This is a genomic window from Aquamicrobium segne (assembly GCF_042656785.1).
Taxonomy (GTDB): Bacteria; Pseudomonadota; Alphaproteobacteria; order Rhizobiales; family Rhizobiaceae; genus Mesorhizobium; species Mesorhizobium segne.
Map to the genome: position 1 here is coordinate 362,368 of NZ_JBHSLL010000012.1, position 20,783 is coordinate 383,150.

21 protein-coding genes are annotated in these 20,783 nt (G+C 55.0%); 12 read left to right on the forward strand and 9 right to left on the reverse strand.

What is annotated here, in order from left to right; genetic code table 11:
- Positions 1-60 precede the first annotated feature (60 nt).
- Positions 61-1,605 carry a helicase HerA-like C-terminal domain-containing protein gene (locus tag ACFPLB_RS04995; RefSeq protein ID WP_378228243.1) on the forward strand — a complete coding sequence of 515 codons (1,545 nt, stop codon included), beginning with the start codon at positions 61-63 and terminating at the stop codon, positions 1,603-1,605.
- A 168-nt stretch (positions 1,606-1,773) separates the two neighbouring features.
- Here ACFPLB_RS04995 and ACFPLB_RS05000 read toward each other — a convergent pair whose 3' ends face one another.
- Positions 1,774-2,589: a L,D-transpeptidase gene (locus ACFPLB_RS05000; RefSeq protein ID WP_378228244.1), complete on the reverse strand. Its 816-nt coding sequence runs from the start codon at positions 2,587-2,589 to the stop codon at positions 1,774-1,776.
- Positions 2,590-3,058: 469 nt separating this feature from the next.
- Between ACFPLB_RS05000 and ACFPLB_RS05005 the strand changes: the two genes are divergently transcribed.
- The 3 genes from ACFPLB_RS05005 to ACFPLB_RS05015 all read left to right on the forward strand — a co-directional run bounded on the left by ACFPLB_RS05005 (position 3,059) and on the right by ACFPLB_RS05015 (position 5,263).
- A complete protein-coding gene (locus ACFPLB_RS05005) occupies positions 3,059-3,658 on the forward strand; it encodes a superoxide dismutase (RefSeq protein WP_378228245.1) in 600 nt (199 codons plus the stop codon).
- 225 nt (positions 3,659-3,883) lie between these two features.
- Positions 3,884-4,321 (forward strand): c-type cytochrome, encoded by a 438-nt coding sequence (locus tag ACFPLB_RS05010; RefSeq protein ID WP_378228246.1) that lies wholly within the window; start codon positions 3,884-3,886, stop codon positions 4,319-4,321.
- Positions 4,322-4,330: 9 nt separating this feature from the next.
- A complete protein-coding gene (locus ACFPLB_RS05015) occupies positions 4,331-5,263 on the forward strand; it encodes a cytochrome c (RefSeq protein ID WP_378228247.1) in 933 nt (310 codons plus the stop codon).
- A 117-nt stretch (positions 5,264-5,380) separates the two neighbouring features.
- Here ACFPLB_RS05015 and ACFPLB_RS05020 read toward each other — a convergent pair whose 3' ends face one another.
- Positions 5,381-7,501, reverse strand: coding sequence for a S9 family peptidase (locus ACFPLB_RS05020; RefSeq protein WP_378228248.1), 2,121 nt, complete (start codon positions 7,499-7,501; stop codon positions 5,381-5,383).
- A 247-nt stretch (positions 7,502-7,748) separates the two neighbouring features.
- Here ACFPLB_RS05020 and ACFPLB_RS05025 point away from each other — a divergent pair, with 247 nt between their 5' ends.
- On the forward strand, positions 7,749-8,180 hold the full coding sequence (locus tag ACFPLB_RS05025; protein ID WP_378228249.1) for a Ros/MucR family transcriptional regulator: 432 nt from the start codon (positions 7,749-7,751) through the stop codon (positions 8,178-8,180).
- Positions 8,181-8,247: 67 nt separating this feature from the next.
- On the opposite strand, the gene ACFPLB_RS05030 is transcribed toward ACFPLB_RS05025, so the two are convergent.
- Positions 8,248-8,556 carry a cytoplasmic protein gene (locus tag ACFPLB_RS05030; protein WP_378228250.1) on the reverse strand — a complete coding sequence of 103 codons (309 nt, stop codon included), beginning with the start codon at positions 8,554-8,556 and terminating at the stop codon, positions 8,248-8,250.
- 280 nt (positions 8,557-8,836) lie between these two features.
- Here ACFPLB_RS05030 and ACFPLB_RS05035 point away from each other — a divergent pair, with 280 nt between their 5' ends.
- Together ACFPLB_RS05035 and ACFPLB_RS05040 are read left to right on the forward strand one after the other, a co-directional pair.
- Positions 8,837-9,181 carry a helix-turn-helix domain-containing protein gene (locus ACFPLB_RS05035; RefSeq protein ID WP_378228251.1) on the forward strand — a complete coding sequence of 115 codons (345 nt, stop codon included), beginning with the start codon at positions 8,837-8,839 and terminating at the stop codon, positions 9,179-9,181.
- A gap of 3 nt (positions 9,182-9,184) precedes the next feature.
- Positions 9,185-9,994, forward strand: coding sequence for a DUF6456 domain-containing protein (locus ACFPLB_RS05040; protein WP_378228252.1), 810 nt, complete (start codon positions 9,185-9,187; stop codon positions 9,992-9,994).
- Positions 9,995-10,007: 13 nt separating this feature from the next.
- Here the strand turns inward: ACFPLB_RS05040 and ACFPLB_RS05045 are convergent, their stop codons facing one another.
- Positions 10,008-10,427, reverse strand: a complete 420-nt coding sequence (locus ACFPLB_RS05045; RefSeq protein ID WP_378228253.1) for a SufE family protein — start codon at positions 10,425-10,427, stop codon at positions 10,008-10,010.
- An 87-nt stretch (positions 10,428-10,514) separates the two neighbouring features.
- Positions 10,515-10,841 (reverse strand): DUF5330 domain-containing protein, encoded by a 327-nt coding sequence (locus ACFPLB_RS05050; protein WP_378228254.1) that lies wholly within the window; start codon positions 10,839-10,841, stop codon positions 10,515-10,517.
- Between the two features lie 491 nt (positions 10,842-11,332).
- Here ACFPLB_RS05050 and ACFPLB_RS05055 point away from each other — a divergent pair, with 491 nt between their 5' ends.
- The 3 genes from ACFPLB_RS05055 to ACFPLB_RS05065 all read left to right on the forward strand — a co-directional run bounded on the left by ACFPLB_RS05055 (position 11,333) and on the right by ACFPLB_RS05065 (position 14,229).
- On the forward strand, positions 11,333-13,072 hold the full coding sequence (locus ACFPLB_RS05055; protein ID WP_378228255.1) for a sensor histidine kinase: 1,740 nt from the start codon (positions 11,333-11,335) through the stop codon (positions 13,070-13,072).
- Complete coding sequence (locus ACFPLB_RS05060; RefSeq protein WP_378228256.1) at positions 13,047-13,811, forward strand: peptidoglycan-binding domain-containing protein; 765 nt, start codon at positions 13,047-13,049, stop codon at positions 13,809-13,811. The genes ACFPLB_RS05055 and ACFPLB_RS05060 overlap by 26 nt, the downstream gene beginning before the upstream one ends.
- Positions 13,812-13,884: 73 nt before the next feature.
- Positions 13,885-14,229: a DUF1491 family protein gene (locus tag ACFPLB_RS05065; protein WP_378228257.1), complete on the forward strand. Its 345-nt coding sequence runs from the start codon at positions 13,885-13,887 to the stop codon at positions 14,227-14,229.
- 50 nt (positions 14,230-14,279) lie between these two features.
- Here ACFPLB_RS05065 and ACFPLB_RS05070 read toward each other — a convergent pair whose 3' ends face one another.
- The 4 genes from ACFPLB_RS05070 to ACFPLB_RS05085 all read right to left on the reverse strand — a co-directional run bounded on the left by ACFPLB_RS05070 (position 14,280) and on the right by ACFPLB_RS05085 (position 18,713).
- The gene (locus tag ACFPLB_RS05070; RefSeq protein ID WP_378228258.1) at positions 14,280-15,275 is read right to left on the reverse strand and encodes a hypothetical protein; all 996 of its coding nucleotides are present in this window, start codon (positions 15,273-15,275) and stop codon (positions 14,280-14,282) included.
- Between the two features lie 133 nt (positions 15,276-15,408).
- On the reverse strand, positions 15,409-15,957 hold the full coding sequence (locus tag ACFPLB_RS05075) for a DUF1254 domain-containing protein (RefSeq protein WP_378228259.1): 549 nt from the start codon (positions 15,955-15,957) through the stop codon (positions 15,409-15,411).
- Positions 15,950-16,534 carry a DUF1214 domain-containing protein gene (locus tag ACFPLB_RS05080; RefSeq protein WP_378228260.1) on the reverse strand — a complete coding sequence of 195 codons (585 nt, stop codon included), beginning with the start codon at positions 16,532-16,534 and terminating at the stop codon, positions 15,950-15,952. Before ACFPLB_RS05080 ends, ACFPLB_RS05075 begins: the two co-directional genes overlap by 8 nt.
- A 19-nt stretch (positions 16,535-16,553) precedes the next feature.
- Positions 16,554-18,713 carry a transglycosylase domain-containing protein gene (locus ACFPLB_RS05085; protein WP_378228261.1) on the reverse strand — a complete coding sequence of 720 codons (2,160 nt, stop codon included), beginning with the start codon at positions 18,711-18,713 and terminating at the stop codon, positions 16,554-16,556.
- 330 nt (positions 18,714-19,043) lie between these two features.
- On the opposite strand from ACFPLB_RS05085, the gene ACFPLB_RS05090 reads away from it, so the two are divergent.
- Both ACFPLB_RS05090 and ACFPLB_RS05095 read left to right on the forward strand, forming a co-directional pair.
- Entirely contained in the window at positions 19,044-19,535 is a 492-nt protein-coding gene (locus tag ACFPLB_RS05090) for a hypothetical protein (RefSeq protein WP_378228262.1), read from the forward strand.
- Positions 19,536-19,542: 7 nt separating this feature from the next.
- Positions 19,543-20,763 carry a DNA-packaging protein gene (locus ACFPLB_RS05095; protein WP_378228390.1) on the forward strand — a complete coding sequence of 407 codons (1,221 nt, stop codon included), beginning with the start codon at positions 19,543-19,545 and terminating at the stop codon, positions 20,761-20,763.
- Positions 20,764-20,783 lie beyond the last annotated feature (20 nt).

A 20,783-nucleotide genomic window follows, 5' to 3' on the forward strand; every position in this document is an offset into this window, starting at 1 on the left:
AGTTTTTTGGATAAAATCAGGCTTCAGGAGATGGATACCCGGATTGCGGAGAACTGAATCATGGCAAATGACGACAGTATTTTTCTGGGCGCAAGCCGCAAGACCGATGACAGCTATCAGGGGCCAGAAAACCTGCTTTTGCGCTATGGCAACCGGCACGGGCTGGTGACGGGAGCGACCGGTACCGGCAAGACGGTTACCTTGCAGATATTGGCGGAAAGTTTTTCCAATGCCGGTGTGCCGGTATTTTGCGCCGATGCCAAAGGCGATCTTTCAGGCATTGCTATGGCGGGGGAATCTAAGGATTTTCTGCTCAAGAGAGCTGAGGAAATTCAGCTTGACCCTTATGAATTTGAAGATTTTCCGGTGGTCTTTTGGGATCTGTTTGGCGAGCAGGGCCACCCCGTGCGCGCAACCGTTTCAGAAATGGGGCCGCTGCTTTTATCGCGGCTGATGAATCTGACCGATGCGCAGGAAGGGGTGATGAATATCGCCTTCCGCATTGCCGATGAGGAAGGTCTGCTTCTGCTGGACATGAAGGATTTGCAGTCATTGCTGGCCAATCTGGCTGAGCGCTCAGCCGAGATCAGTGGGCGTTACGGCAATGTCAGCAAACAGTCGGTCGGGGCTATCCAGCGCTCGTTGCTGGTGCTGGAACAGCAAGGCGGCAATCATTTTTTTGGCGAACCGGCATTGCGTCTGACCGATCTGATGCGCACGTCGCGTGATGGACGCGGAGCCATCAATGTGCTGGCGGCTGACAAACTGATGATGAATCCGCGCCTTTATGCCACTTTCCTGTTGTGGCTGATGTCGGAACTGTTTGAGGAATTGCCTGAAATTGGTGATCCGGATCGTCCAAGGCTGGTGTTCTTTTTCGATGAAGCGCATCTTTTGTTTGATGATGCGCCCAAAGCGCTGATCGACCGTGTTGAGCAGGTTGTGCGCCTGATCCGTTCCAAGGGAGTGGGCATTTATTTTGTCACGCAAAACCCGCTCGATGTGCCTGAATCGGTGCTGGCGCAACTGGGCAACCGCATTCAACATGCGCTGCGCGCCTATACGCCGCGTGAGCAGCGGGCGGTTAAAACGGCGGCCGACACATTCCGGCCCAATCCCGATTTTGATTGCGCCACGGTCATTACGCAACTGGGCACCGGTGAGGCGCTGGTTTCGACGCTGGAAAACAAGGGCATCCCTTCAATGGTCCAGCGCACGCTGATCCGCCCGCCTTCATCACGAATAGGGCCGATCACCGTGCAGGAGCGCCAGAAGGTGATGGCTGTCAGCCCGGTTGCTGGCCAATATGACCAGCCGATTGATCGTGAATCGGCTTTCGAGATTTTGCAAAAACGCACCGTGGAGGCGCAGGCTGCTCAGGCTCAGGCGCAATCTCAGCTTCAAGGCCAGCAGGGCGGCGGCTGGACCATGCCTGACTTTGGCAACAATGGACCGGCACGGACCACGCGCAAGCCTGCTGCGCCGCGTGCCTCCAATCGCCAGTCCGTGACCGAGGCGGCACTTAAATCCGTGGTGCGTTCGGTCGGCTCTTCTGTCGGGCGCGCTCTTGTGCGCGGCATTTTGGGCAGTTTGAGCCGCAAATAATGATGGATGAAACAAAAACGGCGCCGTAAAGGGCGCCGTTTTTATCAATGATGATGCTTTGTTTTTAAAGCCTGTCTCCCGAAATGGGAACCAGTTTCGGGGGTAAAGACATGCGTAATAACAATAACTTAAAGCGTGTCGCATGAATCTGAAAGATCGCGACACGCTTTAGAGCCACGAACGGCTGACCCGGCCAAGCAGGGTTGAATCTTCGGCAACACCTGCATCAATGGCCTCGCCGGTTGGGCTATAGCTGGAGATCCGCGCATTCAGCCCGTTGGTGACCAGAATGGGCGTCTTGCCGGGAACGCGGCTGTGCAGATCGATGATGTCCTGATTGATCAACCGCACACAGCCCGACGAAATCGATTTGCCGATCGAGTGCCATTCGGGTGAGCCGTGAATGCGGTAAAGCGTGTCTTCATTGTTCTGGAAAATATAAAGTGCGCGCGCGCCCAGCGGGTTCATCAGGCCGGGAGCCATGCCGCCATTGCGGATGCTGTATTTTTCCAGTTCGGGCTGACGGGCAACCATTTCATCAGGCGGCGTCCATTTCGGCCATTCGCGCTTATATTGCACAACAGCCCGCCCGGCCCATTCAAAGCCGGCGCGTCCCAGCCCCACACCGTAGCGTATGGCCTGACCATCTTCGCGCACGAGGTATAAGAAATGCTCCGCAGTATCGATCACGATGGTGCCGGGGCGCTCTCCGGTCGGGTCGGGAACGATCTGGCGCAGAAATTTTGCATTGATCTTGCGATAAGGGACAGCCGGAATTTCATAGCCGCCGTCAAACACCGGGCCGTACATCAACTCATAGCTGCCAAGCTCGGGGTGAGCCTGTGGCTCAGGAGGCTGAAGGGAAACAGGCGGAACCGTTGCCGTGGTGGTGCAGGCCGATAGGGTCGCAGCCGCAGCGCCTGTTGCCGCCATACTGAGAAAACGACGCCTTGTCAGCGCTGTCAGGGGGGAATCTGTTGCCATGAGGTGCAGTCTCGATCTTTCTTATTGTCTGTACCGGCACGCCACCGGCACCCTTGTCTCCCGACCGGGCAGGTAGATAGCGCTGAATTGGGGCGCAGATAGGATAAATAAGGGCAAACATGTGACGGCGGCCTTACTGTTGCTTATCTGCAACAATTTTTGAACCCTACCTCTTGCTGCTGAAAGGAAGGTAAACAAGCTGTTCCAATAATCGCCCGAAAGCCCATAAGTTCCGGTGCACAAACATATTCGACTTATCAGATGCGATAAAATAAAGATGGGCCGTATCGCTTTGCGGAGTTGTTCCGGCAACAGGCAAGCCTATGTTAAGTCTGTCATCCCAAGCGGGGGACCCGTTTCGGGTTAAGGACAAACGTAAATCAAGGATTTGAAGGCTGAGATTGCGAAGCAAAAGTCGCAACACACTTTAATCCAGTAATTTTTCGAATTTTTTTGAGGAGTATGACCAATGGCTTTTGAACTTCCAGACCTTTCTTACGATTACGAGGCACTCCAGCCTTTTATGTCCAGGGAGACGCTCGAATATCACCATGACAAGCACCACAAGGCCTATGTGGACAATGGCAACAAGCTGGCAGCAGAAGCTGGCATGGGTGATCTTTCGGTTGAGGAAGTGGTCAAGCAGTCTTTCGGCAAGAATGCGGGTCTCTTCAACAATGCAGCCCAGCATTACAACCACATCCATTTCTGGAAATGGATGAAGAAGGACGGCGGCGGCAACAAGCTTCCCGGCGCTCTTCAAAAGGCGATCGACAGCGATCTGGGCGGCTATGACAAGTTCAGGGCCGACTTCATCAATGCCGGTGTCACGCAATTTGGTTCAGGTTGGGCCTGGCTTTCGGTCAAGGACGGCAAGCTGGAAATTTCCAAGACCCCGAATGGCGAGAACCCGCTGGTTCATGGTGCGTCGCCGATCCTTGGTGTCGATGTGTGGGAACACTCCTATTATATCGACTATCGCAATGCCCGCCCGAAATATCTGGAAGCCTTTGTCGATAGCCTGATCAACTGGGATTATGTGCTGGAGATGTATGAGCAGGCTGCCTGATCATTTTTGTAGCTACAAAGCCCCGGTTCAAGTCCGGGGCTTTGTTTTTTACGCAATCTGCTTGTGCTTCACGCGCACAACCCGCTTGGTGCCTCACACACACAATCCGTTTGTGTTTCACATAAGTGTGAGGCGATTTTTTTATAATTTCGGGGCAGGTTGTGGCTGGCTTTTCGATTCTTCGTTGAGGCACCTCAAGTTTCTTCATCAGTTACGGGACCACATATGAAAAAGTTTTTACTCGCCCTTTCCCTTCTTAGCCTTACCGGAACGGCTGTATCTGCAGATGTGTTAAGCGACCGGAAGGCCCTGATGAAGGAAAGAGGACAACTGACCGGCGCGCTTTCCAAGGTGGTGAAGGGTGAGGAGGCTTTTGATGCAGCCGCTGTGCTGGCCACATTGCAGGCCATGCAGGACAATGGCGCCCGTCTGGATATTGATGCCCTTTATCCTGAAGGTTCCAATAGTGGCGATACGACCGCTGCACCTGCCATCTGGGAAGACCCTGACGGGTTCAAGGCTGCAGAAAAGACCTTTCAGGATGCCGTTGAGGTGGCGGTAGCCGATGCGCCAACCGACCTTGATGGGCTGAAGGCAAAATTTGGGCCTATCGGTGCAAGCTGCGGGGCTTGTCACCAGACGTTTCGTATTCGCAAGGACTGATTGCAGGCCATGTCCAGAGCCAGGAAAATCATTGTCGCTCTTGGCATTGTGATTGCGGCGGGCGCTGGCGCGGGCTGGTTTTTGTCCGCGCCGCGCCAGCTTGATGCTGCTGTCATGGCAAAGGCCGGGCCCGGCGATGCCGAGCGCGGCTTGCGTATGTTTCATGCCAGTGGCTGTGCGTCCTGCCATGCGCAGGAAAATGCGCAAGGCGATGCCCGTTTTCAGCTTGTCGGTGGTGTGGAGTTAAAGACGCCTTTTGGCACCTTCGTTGCCCCCAATATCTCGCAAGATACTGAAAACGGCATTGGCGGCTGGACGCTGGATGAGTTTGCCGCTGCAATGCTGGAGGGGGTGTCGCCTGACGGGCAGCATTATTATCCGGCTTTTCCCTACCCCTCCTATGCCCGGATGAAGCCGCAGGATATTGCCGATCTGTTTGCCTTCATGCAGACCCTGCCGGCAGTGGAGGGCAAGGCAAAGGGACATGATCTGACCTTTCCCTTCAATCTGCGCCGGGGCATTGGCCTGTGGAAGCTCCTGAACATGAACAACCAGAAGATGGTTGAACTTGCCGATGCATCCGACGCGGTTCTGGCAGGGCAATATCTGGTCGAAGGGCCCGGACATTGCGGTGAATGCCACACGCCGCGCAACTTTATGGGCGGCACCGATACCAGCCAGTGGCTGGCCGGAGCAATCGCCGCAGAAGGTGAAGGCGTGATCCCCAACATTACGCCGGGAGCACGCAGTTTTGGCGACTGGTCAGCAGGCGATATTGCCAGCTATTTTGAGACCGGCTTTACGCCTGACTATGATTCCGTTGGCGGTTCCATGGTCGCGGTGCAGATGAATATGGCCGAACTGACGAAACAGGACCGCGAGGCGATCGCGGCCTATCTCAAAGCTATTCCGGCGCACGCAAATGGCTATCCGGCGCGCTAAAGCATTTTGTGAGTACAGACAGCTTTGTCTGGCGTCGCATAAATGCGGCTGGAAAAAGAAGCTGGAGCAGCGGAAGTGCGTTCATTAGAGCGCCCGCTGTTTCAGCCCTGAAGCAGGTCAGGGAGTGGGGGCGGTTGCCACCTTGCCTGTTGCTTTAAGCGCAAAGGCATAGGTGTAGGCGATTTCTTCCAGCCGTGAAAAACGGCCGGAAGCCCCTGCATGGCCTGAATCCATATTGATCTTGAACAGGACCGGGTTGGTCCCGCTTTTGCGTTGGCGAAGGCGGGCAACCCATTTTGCCGGTTCCCAATAGGTCACGCGCGGATCGGTAAGCCCGGCGAGCGCCAGAATGGGCGGATAGTTGAGGGCCGCCACATTGTCATAGGGCGAATAGGCGGCAATGGTCTCGTAGTCATCCTTGCTGATGATGGGATTGCCCCATTCGGGCCATTCCGGCGGTGTGAGCGGCAGCGTTTCATCAAGCATGGTGTTGAGCACATCGACAAAGGGAACCTCGGCAATGATGGCGCCAAAGGCTTCGGGCGCCATATTGGCAATGGCGCCCATCAGCATTCCGCCTGCCGAGCCGCCTTGCGCGACAATGCGGTCATGGGCGGTGTAGCCTTCGCCCACCAGATGCTGTGCAACAGCGATAAAATCGCCAAAACTGTTTTTCTTATGTTCCCGCTTGCCATCATCATACCAGGCATAGCCCTTGTCCTTGCCGCCGCGGATATGGGCAATCGCATAGACAAAGCCGCGGTCCACCAGTGACAGGCAATTGGTGTTGAAGGAGGCGGGAATGGTGATGCCATAAGAGCCATAGCCATAAAGCAGGCAAGGTGCAGAGCCATCCAGTTTTGTATCGCTGTGATAGAGCAGTGAAACCGGGACCAGTTCGCCATCCGGGGCTTTGGCCATGAGGCGGCGGGTGACATAGTTTTGCGCATCGTGACCGGAAGGCACTTCCTGCGTCTTTAAAAGAGTGCGGCTGTGGGTGCGCATGTCATAATCGAACAATTGCGAAGGCGTGGTCATGGAGGAATAGGAAAACCGCAGCATAGGCGTGTCATATTCATAAGAACCGGCCATGCCGAGCGAATAGGCTTCCTCGTCAAAGGCGATTGTGTGTTCCGCACCTGTTGCCCGCTCGCGCACCACAATGCGCGGCAGGCCCTCGAAACGCTCAAGCCGCACGAGAAAATCCTTGAAACTCATGATGGACAAGATCAGTCGTCCCGGCTGATGGGCAACCAGTTCCTTCCAGTTGTGCCGGCCTGGCTCACTGACCGGGGCGGTCATGATCTTGAAATCCTTTGCGCCGCCCTCATTGGTCAGGATGAAGAAAATATCGCCGCCTTCTTCCAGATCATATTGCAGGCCGGCTTCACGCGCGGCTACCAGTTTTGGTTCGGCATAGGGATCATTGGCGGGCAGGATGCGGTATTCGGAGGTTTCATGATCATTGATGCCGATCATGATCCAGTCATTGGCGCGGGTGCCGCCGACATTCATGAAAAAGCCGGGGTCGGTTTCCTCATAAACCAGCCGATCATTGACTGTATCCTCACCAAGCTTGTGAAACAGCACTTTTGAAGGGCGGTGATTGTCATCAAGCAGCGTGTAGAAAAAGCCGCTATTGTCTGCGGCCCATGTGCCGCTGCCGCCGGTGCTTTCGATTTGGTCGGGCAGGTCTGTTGCTGTGGCAATATCGCGGACGCGCAAACTGTAGAATTCGGACCCCTTATCGTCACAGGCCCATAAAAGTCGCTTGTGGTCAGAGGAATGATCAAGCCCGCCAAGCTGGAAATAGGCTTTTCCTTCCGCTTCCCGATCGCCGTCGAGCAGGGTTTCTTCATTTCCGTCATCTTCCACCGATTTGCGGAAATAGCGGGGATGCTGGCCGCCCAGCCGGTAGGCCGAGCCATAGGCAAAGGGGCCGTCCTTCATGGGCACGGAAGAATCATCTTCCTTGATGCGCCCCTTCATTTCATCGAACAACGACTTTTGAAGATCTTTTGTATCTTCCATCAATTGGGCCTGATAGGCGTTTTCGGCTTCCAGATGGGCGCGGATTGCCGGGTCCAGTGTCGAGGGGTCACGAAATACGTCCTGCCAGTTCTGTGCCCGCATCCACGCATATTCATCATTGCGGGTGATGCCATGCCGGGTATCGGAGCAGGGCTGCTGTTCAGGTTGCGGGGCCTGTGCCTGTTTGAAAAATGCAGTTGTCATCATGTGTGATCCCGGTTTTCTTGTCTGGTGAAGATCATGACCGGCATTAAGGTTCAAGTCCGGTCTGGAGGATTTTGACAAGGAGTTACAGTTTTTCGAAGTCAGCAAGTTGTTGACTTGAATGTTATATCCGCTCATGGGTTCGATGCAGATTGCGAATCTTCATATCCAGTTTCAACATCTGGAATCCGTAAAGTGCGCTGACAAGATCGGCGGCGCTGTCAATACGTCTCCTGTCAGGACCTTATACATGAACAATGTGGAAGCCGCTTTGAACACGACCAATGGGCTGATTGAGCTTACAACTGATATTGTGGCAGCTTATGTGAGCAATAATTCGGTGCCCGTGTCGGACTTGCCGGGCCTGATTGCAGATATTCATGCCGCTCTTGGGCGTATTGAAAATGCTGCTGCGCCTGAGCCGCAATTGCCGGAGGCGCAAAAACCTGCCGTCAATCCGAAGAAATCCATCCATGATGATTACATTATCTGTCTGGAGGATGGCAAAAAATTCAAGTCGCTCAAGCGCCATCTGATGGCCCATTTTGGGCTGACACCTGAGGAATATCGCCAGAAATGGGGTCTGGATGCCAATTATCCCATGGTTGCGCCAAACTATGCGGCAGCCCGCTCCGACCTTGCCAAGAAGATGGGGCTGGGGCGCAAGCGTGCCGGGGCCTGATCTTTTTTTTGATGGTGCAGGATAAAACGGCGCTGAAAGGCGCCGTTTTTTATTTTCATATCTGCCTTTATTCTGGAAGCTGGTTCCCGGTTTGAGAGACAGGCTTGAGGGCGCGCAGCCGGTCGCGAGCCTGTTTCAAGGCAATGTGGCGGTTGAGATCATAGCTCCAATGTTTCTTCAGCCCCTTGAGGCGTTCGCGTTTCAGCAACCGGTCGAGGCGCTCAACTAGCTTGATTCTTTCTGAAGCCGAACAGGCTGTCAGTTCTTCCAGATCAAGCCCGCAGAGCAGTCTTAAAGCCACTCGCTGACCTGCTTCCTTCGCGCTTTTTTGCTTATAGGCTGCAAATTGTCCGGCATCGCGTTGCAGTGCTCGCATTCATCTTCTCCGCAAAACAAGTGTTTTACTTTCCACCCGCCTGCCGCGACGGGGAGTAAAATTGCTTGTTTGCTCATGCACAGAAATCAGATGGACTTGAATATCAATGCTTTAAGCGGAATTCGCCAAAGTAAATGTTCTTTGTTTGTTCACATGTGGCTCGCAGTCTCCTATAAAGAAAATATTCCTATTATGGAGGAGCCTTGTGCAGGAAAATATTGCTGTAATCCCTGATGATCCCGTTCATTTGGCTGTAAACCAGCCCGTGAGGGACGGTTCTGTGCACATCTTGCCAAAGCGCAAGGATGAGATTGCGCTGGAACTGTGTGAATGCCTGATTGATATGGCCGCAGCACTTTTTGCGCTGTCATCGAAAGAGTTGCGCAAACCCGGCCGGACTTCACAGCCGGTGTCGCGCGTGCGCCAGATTTCCATGTATGTTGCCCATGTGGTGTTAAGTCTGACCATGACGGATGTGGGACGTGGCTTTGGGCGAGATCGCACGACGGTCATGCATGCCTGCCAGATCATTGAAGAGTTGCGCGATGATCCCGAATTTGACCGTGTGGTGCATATGTTTGAACAGATCGCCGCCGCGGCATTTCGCAACCGTGGAGGTTATTGAGCAGTGCAGAAAGATTTCACACAATTGCCGCAGCGTCTGATGATGTTTCTGGCCAAAGGTTCTGGACAGATTGCCCAGGCCGCCAAAGGCGACCTGCTTCTCATTGAGGCGGATGAAAGAGGCGCTGTTTCAGTTGAAAAAAACGTGCTGGACTGGCTGGTCATGCAAGGCATTGTCAGTGTGAAGGAAACAGAACTTGCACTGACGCGAACCGGATTTGAGATGACGCGCGCGCTTTCTGTTGCCCGCGAGGGGCAAACGGGCAGCCGGGATCTGGGAATTGTCCATATTGCTGAAGATCGGCAAGTGCGCCCGGTTCTGGCCAATTTGTCGGAATCGCCGCTGGGGCAATTAATGCGGTTGCGCAACAAGGCCGGTCAGCCATTTCTGGAGCAACGCGAATTTGAGGCCGGTGAGCGGCTGCGCGCGGACTATACACGCGGCCAGATCATGCCGCGGCTGGGCGCCAACTGGATTGCCAGTGTTGCATCAGGAAAGCGCTCTGGCGCTGGTGGCATAACGGAATTGACCGATGCAGCCCTTGCTGCACGCATGCGGGTTGAAAAGGCGATCCATGCCGTGGGACCGGAGCTTTCGGGGGTGTTGATCGATGTTTGCTGCTTCCTGAAAGGCATGGAAAAGGTGGAGATTGAACGCGCCTGGCCGGTCCGCTCAGGCAAGATTATGCTCAAAAGTGCATTATGTGCTCTGGCGCGCCACTACTGGCCACATGCAGGATCGGCAAAAACGGCGCCGACACGCCTGCTGCATTGGGGCGCGCAAGATTATCGGCCAAGCCTTCACGGGCCTTGAACTGGGAAAAAATTCAAACGGTCTGACGGCTATTGTGCGCATCTGTGCGGATGCGGTTGACCATGGAGCGCAGGCCATTGGAGCGCTGCGGGGTCAGGTGCTCATCAAGCCCGAGTTTGCGTAAAACAGCTTCCGCATCAATGTCCAGAATTTGGCTGGCATTCTGACCCGAATAAAGGGCCAGCAGAATGGCGACAAGGCCGCGTACAATATGTGCGTCGGAATCGCCGCGAAAAATGATTTTGGGATCATCACCCTTGCCATATTCTGTCGTCAGCCAGACCTGGCTGACGCAGCCTGGCACCTTGTTTTCTCCCGTACGCTCGCTTTGTGGAAACTCGGGAAGGGCCTCCCCAAGTTCGATGACATAGCGATAGCGCTCTTCCCAATCGTCGAGCAGAGAAAAATCTTCAATGATGCTTTGGATCGTCATGCTGTCGGGTATAGTGCGGGTAAGCTGGCACGTCACGTAAAAAAATGTAAAATGCTGGTTTGTGACAGGCGCAGGATGGCAGATAAATCAGTTATTCGTTGAAACGCTGCCCGTCATTACAGGGTCTTGTGGTGTTTCAGGCTGCTTTTTGGGCGTATCTTCAACCAGGGTGCGGGCCAGATCCACTATGATTTTAGCCTGTTCGGTGATGGTGTGAACTGTAGAGACGCCTGTTTTGCAGATTTCGGGCTGGTCTTTGCATATGTTTACAAGATCGCCCGCCGCATCGCCGGGTAAAAACAGTGTCTGTACAGGATTGACGCTTTCACGGGCATAGTCGTCTGGCCCCGTATCGAAGGGCAGCGCCAGCAGGACCAGCGAGAACCAGAACGCAAATCTGATCAGGAAACCCATAATGGCCTTCATTTTTGAAATATTTAAAGCCGGATGATTTTAGCCAGATCATCCCAAAGAGGCATTTCAACTTGTCGGGTAATTTTATTAAAATTTGAATTAAAGCCTATTTTGCCCAGGTTCGGGCTGCTTGTTCAAAATGGAGCCGGAGCGCGACACTGCAAAAAATTAAGCCTTTAGCATATGAACAGGCTCAACATCACTCTTTAAGATTGCATTGATGGCTAACCAGTCATTTACCATAGGGCAAATTGCTGGTCATTCAGGCGCATTTTTTGGAAATAAAGCGTCAAATTGCGTCTTGGGCATTCAGCTTTATCCATTCCTTAAAGGCTGGATGCGATTTTCAGAGCCGATCAGGAATGATCTGCAAATGCGGGTCTGTGTGAGGCGTAAAGTTGAGTTCAGTTGCAGCAAGATATGCTGGTTTGCCTGATGCGGTTGCAAAAAGCTGCACGCGTCTGGTGGATGGCCGGGTAAGCAGGGAAGATGTGCGCACACGTCACGCGCGCTTTATCGGCTTCATGTTTGTCGCGCCGTTTTTTGTGGCGGCAAGTGCCGTCATGCTGGTGACCGCCAGCCTTGGTGCATCGATAACCCTTGCCACAATTCTGGCTGTGTTTGGGATGTTCTGGCTGGCAGCATTGCTGGTGTCGGTTACAGGGCGCGATGGGCTGATCGGGGGCGCGGTTCTTGCTGTTTCGGCGCTTGTCATCGGTGTTCTGGTGGCTTTTTCAGGCGGGGTGGCTTCGCCGATGGCTTTGCTGCTGGCGGTTCCTGCTGCAGAAGCCTTCTGGGTCAGCCGCTCCCGACGCTGGCTGGTCGCCGGAGTGGCAGCCAGCGTGGTGGCCGGTTTTTTGGGTGCTTTTATTCCCCTTTTGCTGAAAGAGACGGGCATGTCCGGCCTTGGCCAGCCGGCATTCTGGCACTGGCTGGCGCCACTGGCATGGGCGGCCACATTTATTCCCCGCAAAAATATATTCCATCAAGGAGCGGCCAGAACAGAATCAGGTTTTGAACCAGACATTGAAAAGCTGGCAAATGCTGCGTTGCTGTATTTTAACAGACAAGGCGATGTGCTCAATGCTGGTGCGCATACGCATCATGTGCTTGGGCTTGCACCTGACCTGATGCTGGGTGAGGCTTTATTTGAGCGTATCCATATTGCCGACCGGATTGGCTATTTGAACGCGCTTGCCGATATGCGCGACGGGGCGGAAAAAGTGGCCGCAGACATACGGCTTCGCTTGCCGAAAGTGGCAGGTGAGGATGTCGGCTTTCGCTCTTTCATTCTGGAACTGCACAAGAATGATGCAGAAGGTGATGTTTTCTTAGGGCTGTTGCGTGACAATTGCGAACTGGTCAGTTTAAGGCAGGCGCTGGATGAGGCACAAGAAAATGTCGTCAATGCTGAAGTGACAAAAAGCCGGTTTCTGGCTGCTGTCAGCCATGAATTGCGCACACCCCTGAATGCCATTCTCGGCTTTTCCGATATGCTGCTGCATGAGATGTTTGGGCCGTTCAAGGACCCGCGCCAGAAAGAATATGTGACCCTAGTGCGTGATTCGGGGCAGCATCTGCTGGAGGTCGTGACCTCGATCCTGGATGTTTCGCGCATTGAGGCGGGCGCTTACCGTACCAATCCAGAACCATTTTGCTTCATGGAAGCTGCCGAAATGTGCCGCTCGATGATGCAGTTGCAGGCTGAAAACAAGGATGTCAAACTGGAAATGCGGGTTACTCCCGATATGGGGGACGTGAATGGCGACCGCCGTGCCATTCAGCAGATCCTGATCAATCTGGCTTCCAATGCCATCAAGTTCACGCCTCAGGGCGGCCAGGTGATGATTGGTGCGCAGCGGGTCGGGTCGCGGCTGCATTTTTGGGTCAGCGACACCGGGATCGGTATTGCACAAGATGATCTGGCCCGGATCGGACAGCCTTTTGTTCAGGTGCAAAATGATTATACACGCAGCTTTGAGGGGGCAGGGCTGGGGCTGTCACTGGTCAAGGGGCTGGTAAAGCTGCATGAAGGCACCTTTTCCATCGACAGTGTACCAGGAGAGGGGACAACGGTTTCAATAAGCATTCCAGTTGATGGGCCACAGGCGGATAAGGACAGGCTGGTGGTTCTGGCGCAGGTTCAAGAACAGGCGCAGGCACAGGCACAGGCCGCACAGATCAGTAACAAGAATGAGAAGATGAATGGCTCGCTCCGTAAAACGGGCTAAGGTAAAAAAGAAGCCGGTACAGCGTGTGGGCATGATCCAGCGTGGGGCAATGGCGCTGGGGGGCGCGATTTCGCGCAATCCCGTTCTGGTTGGCAGCTCGACAGCGTTCTTTGTAACATTGTTTTATGTGTCGGCAAATGCGCTCTGGTATCAGCCCTTTGCCCATTCTGGTGCCTTTTTTGCCACCAGAAGCGTCGAAGGCTTTCCTGTTTCCGTGATTGATGAGCCATCAACGACCATCAATATCATACGACCGGAACCGGCAGACCGGCCCGAGGGGATAGCGGGTGACCCGCTGGTGCGACAGGTGCAACTGACCTTGCGCGATCTGGGTTTTTATTCGGCTGAGCCGGATGGCTTGAGCGGACCCAATACGCGCGACGCCATTGCCACCTATCAGCGCAAGGTCGGGCTGGCTGAAACCGGGGTGATCGATGATGCATTGCTGGAGCAGCTTGGCGCATCGCCCATGACCATCGTTCCGGTTCCGGCCAATCGTAATGAGATGACCGCGTCGGTAAGAGTGGCAGGTGAACCTGCTTCTGCAACGGAACGGATTTCAAGGATTCAGATGGGGCTGCGCGCTTTTGGCAATGCTGATATTGAGGTCGATGGCATTGCTGGCGCCCGCACCAGAGCGGCAATCAGTGAATTCCAGTCGATCTTCGGTCTTGCTGTAACCGGCGAGCCTGATGCTGCTGTCTATGCCAGAATGCGTGATGTGGGGCTGACGCAATAGAGCATTTTATCTGTTTCCGACGAGACAAGAAATTCTCTAAAACCTGACCGTGTTTTGAGGTCTAGTATCTGACATGCGCATAACAACCGATCTTTGGGCGGCTGCACTGGTGCGCCGCGTGTTTGGCTCTGGTGGCTTTGCTGCTATTTTGAAGCGCGGCTCCAGTGAGGCGGGGGCTGCCTTTGTTCTTTCCCGCAACCGTTTGGGAGAACTGGCGCTTTATGGGCCTGCTCCGCAAACCAGCTATGATGGTTCCCGACCAAATGAGCGGCTGTTTGTGCGGATTGGCGAGGGACAAATGCCTGAAGAGCTGGAGAAACGCCTTGAAAAAGAGCAGCGTTTTGACCCTGATATATGGGTGGTGGAGATTGAATCCGGCTCGCTGCCCGTTGAGGACCTGATTCTGCTGGCAGATTGAAATTAAAGCATTTTGTGAGCGCAGATGGCACCATCTGGCTGCAAAATACTTTAGCTGGCGCGCAGCGTCTGTGTGTGTGCGGTACCTTGATTGCCATCGTTTGTCAGCAGTGACGCAATTTTTGCGGTGGCAGCCAATGGAGTAAGGTTTCGGTAGCGCTCGATAAATAGCCGTATGCTGCCAATATCAGGAAAAGAGCCGGGTAAAGCGGCGCTGAGAATGAGAAACGCCTCGGCTTCTTTCAGTTCCAGTGCCCGCAAGGCGGCAAGCAGCAAAAAATGATCAGCCGATGCTGCAATTTTCTCAGAGATTTCCGGTGCAACATTCAAAATGTGTGCAAGGGCTGTGGGGAACAGGCTGTTATCAGGGTCGAGCGCTGCCTTAAGCAACTTGCTGACTGTTTGGGACGTAGCCGGTGTGACAGAAAAAGACGCCTGCGGCCCGTCAGCCATCATGGTTCTAAGCTGGCTGCGGGCCTGATCAATGGCTGGCTTTTTGTATGGGCCTGTTTTCGGGCTTGATTGCCGGGCAGGTTTGCTTAGAGTATCGGACCAAAAAGTGGAATCGGTTTTTGGATAATTCCGATGCTCATTCAAAGAGTTAGAGCGTCCTTTGTGCGTCCGACAGGACGCACGGCGCTCTAATGCACAAACAAGACTTGCAATTGTCGGGTGAAGGTTTTTGCGCTGGCCAATGGCGAGGGCATGGGGCAGGCCATGACGTCCGATCAGCGCGATAAGCTCGACATCATTGAGGGCGCGCGAGCGGATCAGCAGCGGGGCGGAAATTTCAACAGCTTCATGGGCCAGACGTTTGACCAGTCCCGGAGGTGCGCTTTCACATTCAGACAAAGCAGCCGCAGCAAAGCGCCGCCCTTCGGCAGAAACCTCATCATACAAGGGCAAGGTGAGATCGTCGAGTTGCACAATGTCCCGGCGCGCAGGGCGGGTCAGTGCGCAATAGGCGGATATGGCTGCACGAAACAGACGCTCGGCTTTGCCAGCTTCCTTGCCTATCGCGATTTTCCGGAAATCCGATGCTGACACCTGAATACGCCTTAAAACGACTCGTCATGAAACCCGCAGGCCAACAGGGGCTGCGCAGCAAAACAGGATCAAATTAGCCGGGATCCGTTAGCGCTCCGTTAACCCTCGGGCACAGTCTGGCAGGTGTTATATGTTAGAGTACTTTCAGCAGGCAGGAACTTTGTTCCAGAAATCGTGTAACAGCAGGACGCCAGCTTTCATCGGGAACAAATGCGCGCACCACAAGAATGCCTTGGGTGATTGGCGTTTCCACTAAAATGGCAGTATCAAGATCCTCCGGCATCTGCCGTCTTATCTCCAGCATCTGGGCTGGTGTCAGCGCAACCAGATCCAGCCTGCCATTGGTGGCGCTGTGATCATTGAGGCTGTAGATATTGTGGCCATTGCGATTATAGATCGACATTGACCAGAATGGCACTGTTCCGGGCGCTTTGACCTGAACCATGCCGTCGGCAAGATCAAACCGGCAGGCAGCAGCAAGAAACAGCGGATCAACGGATTTGACCACCGGTTGACCGCCGGTTTCAGCTTCGAGTGCACTCATTCGATACAGGCCCGACGCCATGGCAAGACGCGACCAGGCATCGCGCTCGGACAGGTCAGGCACCATCATCAGCACCAGAATATGGATGATGCCCGCTCCGACAAGCCCGACCAATACAGCATAGAACAGCTTACGCATTGCAATTGCCCCTGATGATGTGCGGCATTGCAATGTCTGAAAGGCCCGTACTGTTGGCGATGGGGGTGTCGTAGAAACTGAGCACGAAATATAGCGGTCCATTCCCCACCGTCAGCAGCCAGTTGCCGGGGGAGGGGTGGCTGGATGCTGTGATTTTTACGGAATTATCCGGTTTGCGCAGCACCTGATGGGAATGCAGGGCAGCCGGGCGCAATTTCCGGGTATTGATGACATTTAAGGACTGGTCTGCCGCATAAAGGGTCCAGAACCGGGCAACAGGCAATTGCCCTTCGATGCGATAGCTGCACTGGCGCAACAAGGGCTGGCCGCTGGAATCATATTCGGCAATGAAAGCAAGCCCTTCGGCACGGCCAAGCGCCAGAACGCCTTCACGTACAATGCGGGCATTTGTGTAAGGGTCGGCCTGTACAGAGCCAATATCGGGAAAAGCAGTCCAGGGGCCGACAGAAATGGCGCCGACACCCTTTTGCGTATGCAAGGCATACCAGACGCTGGCAGCGCCGCCGCCAATGGCGATGAAGAGCACAATAAGGACAAGCGCTGCCTTTTTCAGCATCGGCAGCAATTCCGGATTCTCATAAGGACGACACCGTTTCCGGCTTTGTATTCGGGCGCAAGGTCGGGGCTGACAGGAATTTCTGGTTCATCTGACGCAAAAGCCGGGTGCTGCCATTGCTCAGGACCAGCGGCCGCTCGGCAGCTTCGCGGTCAGCCTGTGCCTGTGCGGCTGCCTTGGCCGCTTCCTGCGCCTTGGCGGCAATGGTGGCATCGACAAAGGGGTGGGCAATTCCGGGAATGGGTTTCAGGTCGATATTTTGATGCGCATAGGCCATCAGGCGTTGCCAGATCATGGCGGGCATTGTGCCGCCGGTCATGCCGCGCGTGGGGGTGTAATCATCGTTTCCGATCCAGACGGCGGCGGTATAATTGCCGGTAAAGCCGACATACCACGCATCGCGATAGGACTGGCTGGTGCCGGTCTTGCCGCCGGAGACAATGCCGGGAAGGGCCGCGCGCCTTGCCGTGCCGATGACGGGAACCTGAACCAGCATGGTGTTCATATAGGATGTGGCTTGCTCTGACAGGACACGATGGGGGGCAGGGCTGTCCTTGGCAAAGTCATAGATGACGTCGCCGGTGTGGGTGACAAGCTGGGTCAGCCCATGGCGGGTGCCACTCATGCCGTCTTGTGGAAAGACGCTATAGCCGGTGGCCTGATCCATGACGGTCATGCCGGATGTGCCAAGCACCATGGTGCGATGCGATTCCAAAGGTGATTCCACACCCATCGCCTCGGCCAGTTCCTTGATCGGCTTGATGCCCAGATTGTCTTTCGCCAGCCGCACAGGCACGGTGTTGATCGACTTGACGAATGCCGTGGTCAGGCTCATGCGACCGGCAGAGGCGCCATTATAATTGCCCGGATGCCAGTTGCCCCAACTGACCGGCGCGCCCGAAACAATGGTGTCGGGGGTAAAGCCATGTTCGACGGCTGCCGCATAGACATAGGCCTTGAAGGAGGACCCGGATTGCCGCAACGCCTTGGTGGCGCGGTTGAACTGGCTGGCGCCATAGTCGCGGCCGCCGACAATGGCGCGCACTGCACCATTGTTTTCAATCACCACGATGGCGCCTTGCGAGGCATTATAGCTCGTGCCGTATTGGCGCAGGTGAAATTCCAGCGATTCCTCGGCAGCCTGCTGGATATTGGGGTCAAAAGTGGTGTGCGCAATCAATGAATGCTGGCGCGATTTTGCGGCCAGTTTGCGCACCTCCTCAAAAGCCCAGTCGAGATAATAATCCGGGCTTTTGGTATTGTCACGATCCACGACATCGGCCGGATGACGGCGGGCCTGCAAGACCTGACCTTCACTCATGAAGTGGCTGTCGACCAAATTCGACAACACAATATTGGCGCGCGCCCGGGCGGCCGGAAGATTGATATGCGGGGCATATTTGCTGGGGGCCTTGAACAGGCCAGCCATCATGGCCGCTTCCGCCAAGTCAAGGTCGCGCACGCTTTTGTCGAAGTAAAAATCAGCGGCTGCCTCAATGCCGAATGTGCCGCCGCCCATATAGGAGCGGTCCAGATAAAGCTGAAGAATTTCCTTCTTGGAAAGATTGGCCTCCAGCCACAGTGCCAAAAACGCTTCCTTGATCTTGCGTTCAAGTGTGCGCTCATTGGACAAAAACAGGTTTTTGGCCAATTGCTGGGTGATGCTGGAGCCGCCCTGAACGACGGAATTGGCGCGCATATTTTCTGTCATGGCGCGTATGAGGCCCAGAAAATCAATGCCGAAATGTTCAAAAAAGCGGCGGTCTTCGGTGGCCAGAACGGATTTGATGACGTGATCCGGCATCTGGTCAACCGGCACGGAATCGCGCTGGATAAGCCCGCGCTGGCCGATTTCATTGCCATAGCGATCAAAGAAGGTGATGGCAAAATCATCCTGGGCGCGCCAGTCTTTGCCGGTCTCCTCAAAAGCGGGAATGGCAAGTGCGAGCATGAGAACAGCGCCAGCCGTACCCAGAAAAAAGCCTTCGCTCAGCAGTTCGATCAGCCCGCGCCGCCAGCCTTTGACGCGGAAACGGCGAAAGAAGATGGTCGCAGATTCCCAGAATTCACGCAGCTTGAAGCCGGCCTCATAAAGGGTGGAATCAAGCCATGCGTCAACCGCCAGCAGAAAAGCGGCAATGCGATTACGTTTTTTTCCTGGCCCCGGAGGAGCGACCATTTTGTAAGCTGCCTGATTGCATGGGGCAAGAAGGGCCCATCTACATACTTTCCTTCATAGCGTGAAGACCGGCAAGGGGAAATATGCGGCTGTGACAGGTTCTTGCAAAGAGTAAAAATTCCTAGGAATAAATTCTTGACACCGTAACGCTGTTCTGATAGTGTTCAGTTATCGTCAAGAAATTGTGACTGGCGCAGGCCAAGTCCACAAAAGAACAGTCTGGGGTATTCACTTTAGAGGTGATCCTGTTTTCACCGAAAATGCTCCAGGCTGGTGCTGACGGCTTTATTTAAAAGCAGGTTTTCCAGGTTTTTTTATGGGGCAAGAACCATGCCGGAAATAGCGACCGGGCAGGGGGTCCGTTTGCACGCATTGCGGATGCTGGCTGAAGGCGCACATGCAACAATCGAGCTTCTGGCGCTTGCCAGTGGCAGATCTGAGGCCGGATTGCAGCGTCTGGCGGCAAGAGGCGGCTGGAAGCTGGTTGAGGCTGGCCCGCTGGATGTTTCAGTGCGCATTCGCAAAGCCGCCGGCATGGTTCTTGGCAAAGTTGAGGAACTGGGAAAAGCCGCTGAAACTGGCGCAGCTATCGATAAAAGCGCCATTGATGGACTGATCGCCATGATCCGCGGTCTGGAAAAGATTGGCGAGATCATGCGGCCGGAAGAGGCCGCCCAAGAGAATCAGATCAGGGATAATGAGAATCTTGCCGAGACGCTGCGACGGATCGAAGAGCGTATTGTCGAGCTTGCGGGGGAACTCGCAGCGCGAATGGTTGAGGAAAAATCTGCAGCCGCAAGCCGCACGAAAAGCTGCTCGTGAATGGCTGATGCAGGGGCGGGGCAATCAGCTTCAACTGGGACATGATCCGGCTGGCTGGCTGGTGATGGGTGGGCGAGGATCTGGCAAAACCCGGCTGGGGGCGGAATGGGTGATGGCATTGGCGCGGGGCCTGCCGCCTTTTGCGCGGCCCGGCAACCGGTATGGGCTGATTGCACTGGTGGGGGAGACGCTGGGTGATGTGCGTGAGGTGATGATTGATGGCATATCTGGCATTGCCAGCGTCGCCCGCGATGACCGGCCCCGCTATGAGGCCTCACGGCGGCGGCTTTTATGGCCAAGCGGGGCTGTGGCGCAGGCATTTTCTTCGGAAGACCCTGAAAGCTTGCGCGGGCCGCAATTTGCGGCTGCCTGGTGCGATGAACTGGCCAAATGGAAAAATGCCGAGGCAACCTATGACATGTTGCAATTTGGCTTGCGGCTGGGTGAGCGGCCACGCCAGTTGATGACCACCACACCGCGCCCAACACCGCTGATGAAGCGCTTGCTGGCGGACCCCGCAATCATGCTGACAAGGCTTGGCACGCATGAAAACCGCGCCAATCTGGCGCCCGGTTTCATTGAGGCGATCGAGCGCCGTTACAAGGGCACGCGGCTTGGCCGGCAGGAACTGGATGGTGAACTGATCGAGGACCGGGAGGACGCCTTGTGGTCGCGTTCCATGCTGGAACAGGCGCTGGCGCCTTCTGCCTCTCAACAGATGCAACGTATTGTGGTGGCGGTTGACCCACCGGCAAGTTCACACCGGACTTCGGATGCCTGCGGGATTGTTGCAGCAGGGCTGGATGCACAAGGTTTTGCCGTGGTGCTGGCGGATGAAACCGTGCGTGCGGCAAAGCCCCGGCACTGGGCGACAAAGGCGATCGCCCTGTTTCACCGGCTACAGGCAGATTGCCTTGTGGTTGAGGTTAATCAGGGCGGTGAAATGGCAACCGCAGTTCTGCACACGGTTGACCCGACTGTGCCGGTAAAGCCGGTGCGGGCCAGCCGTGGCAAGTGGTTGCGGGCTGAGCCGGTGGCGGCTCTTTACCAGCAAGGCAGGGTACGCCATGCGGTGCGCTTTCCTGAACTGGAAGATGAAATGTGCGATTTTGGCCCCGATGGATTGCCCGGTCGCCGCTCACCAGACCGTATGGATGCGCTGGTCTGGGCCATTACCGAACTGACATTAAGTCGGGCTTCGGCACCGCGTATTCGTGATCTTATTTAGATCATTTCAAATTTTTAACT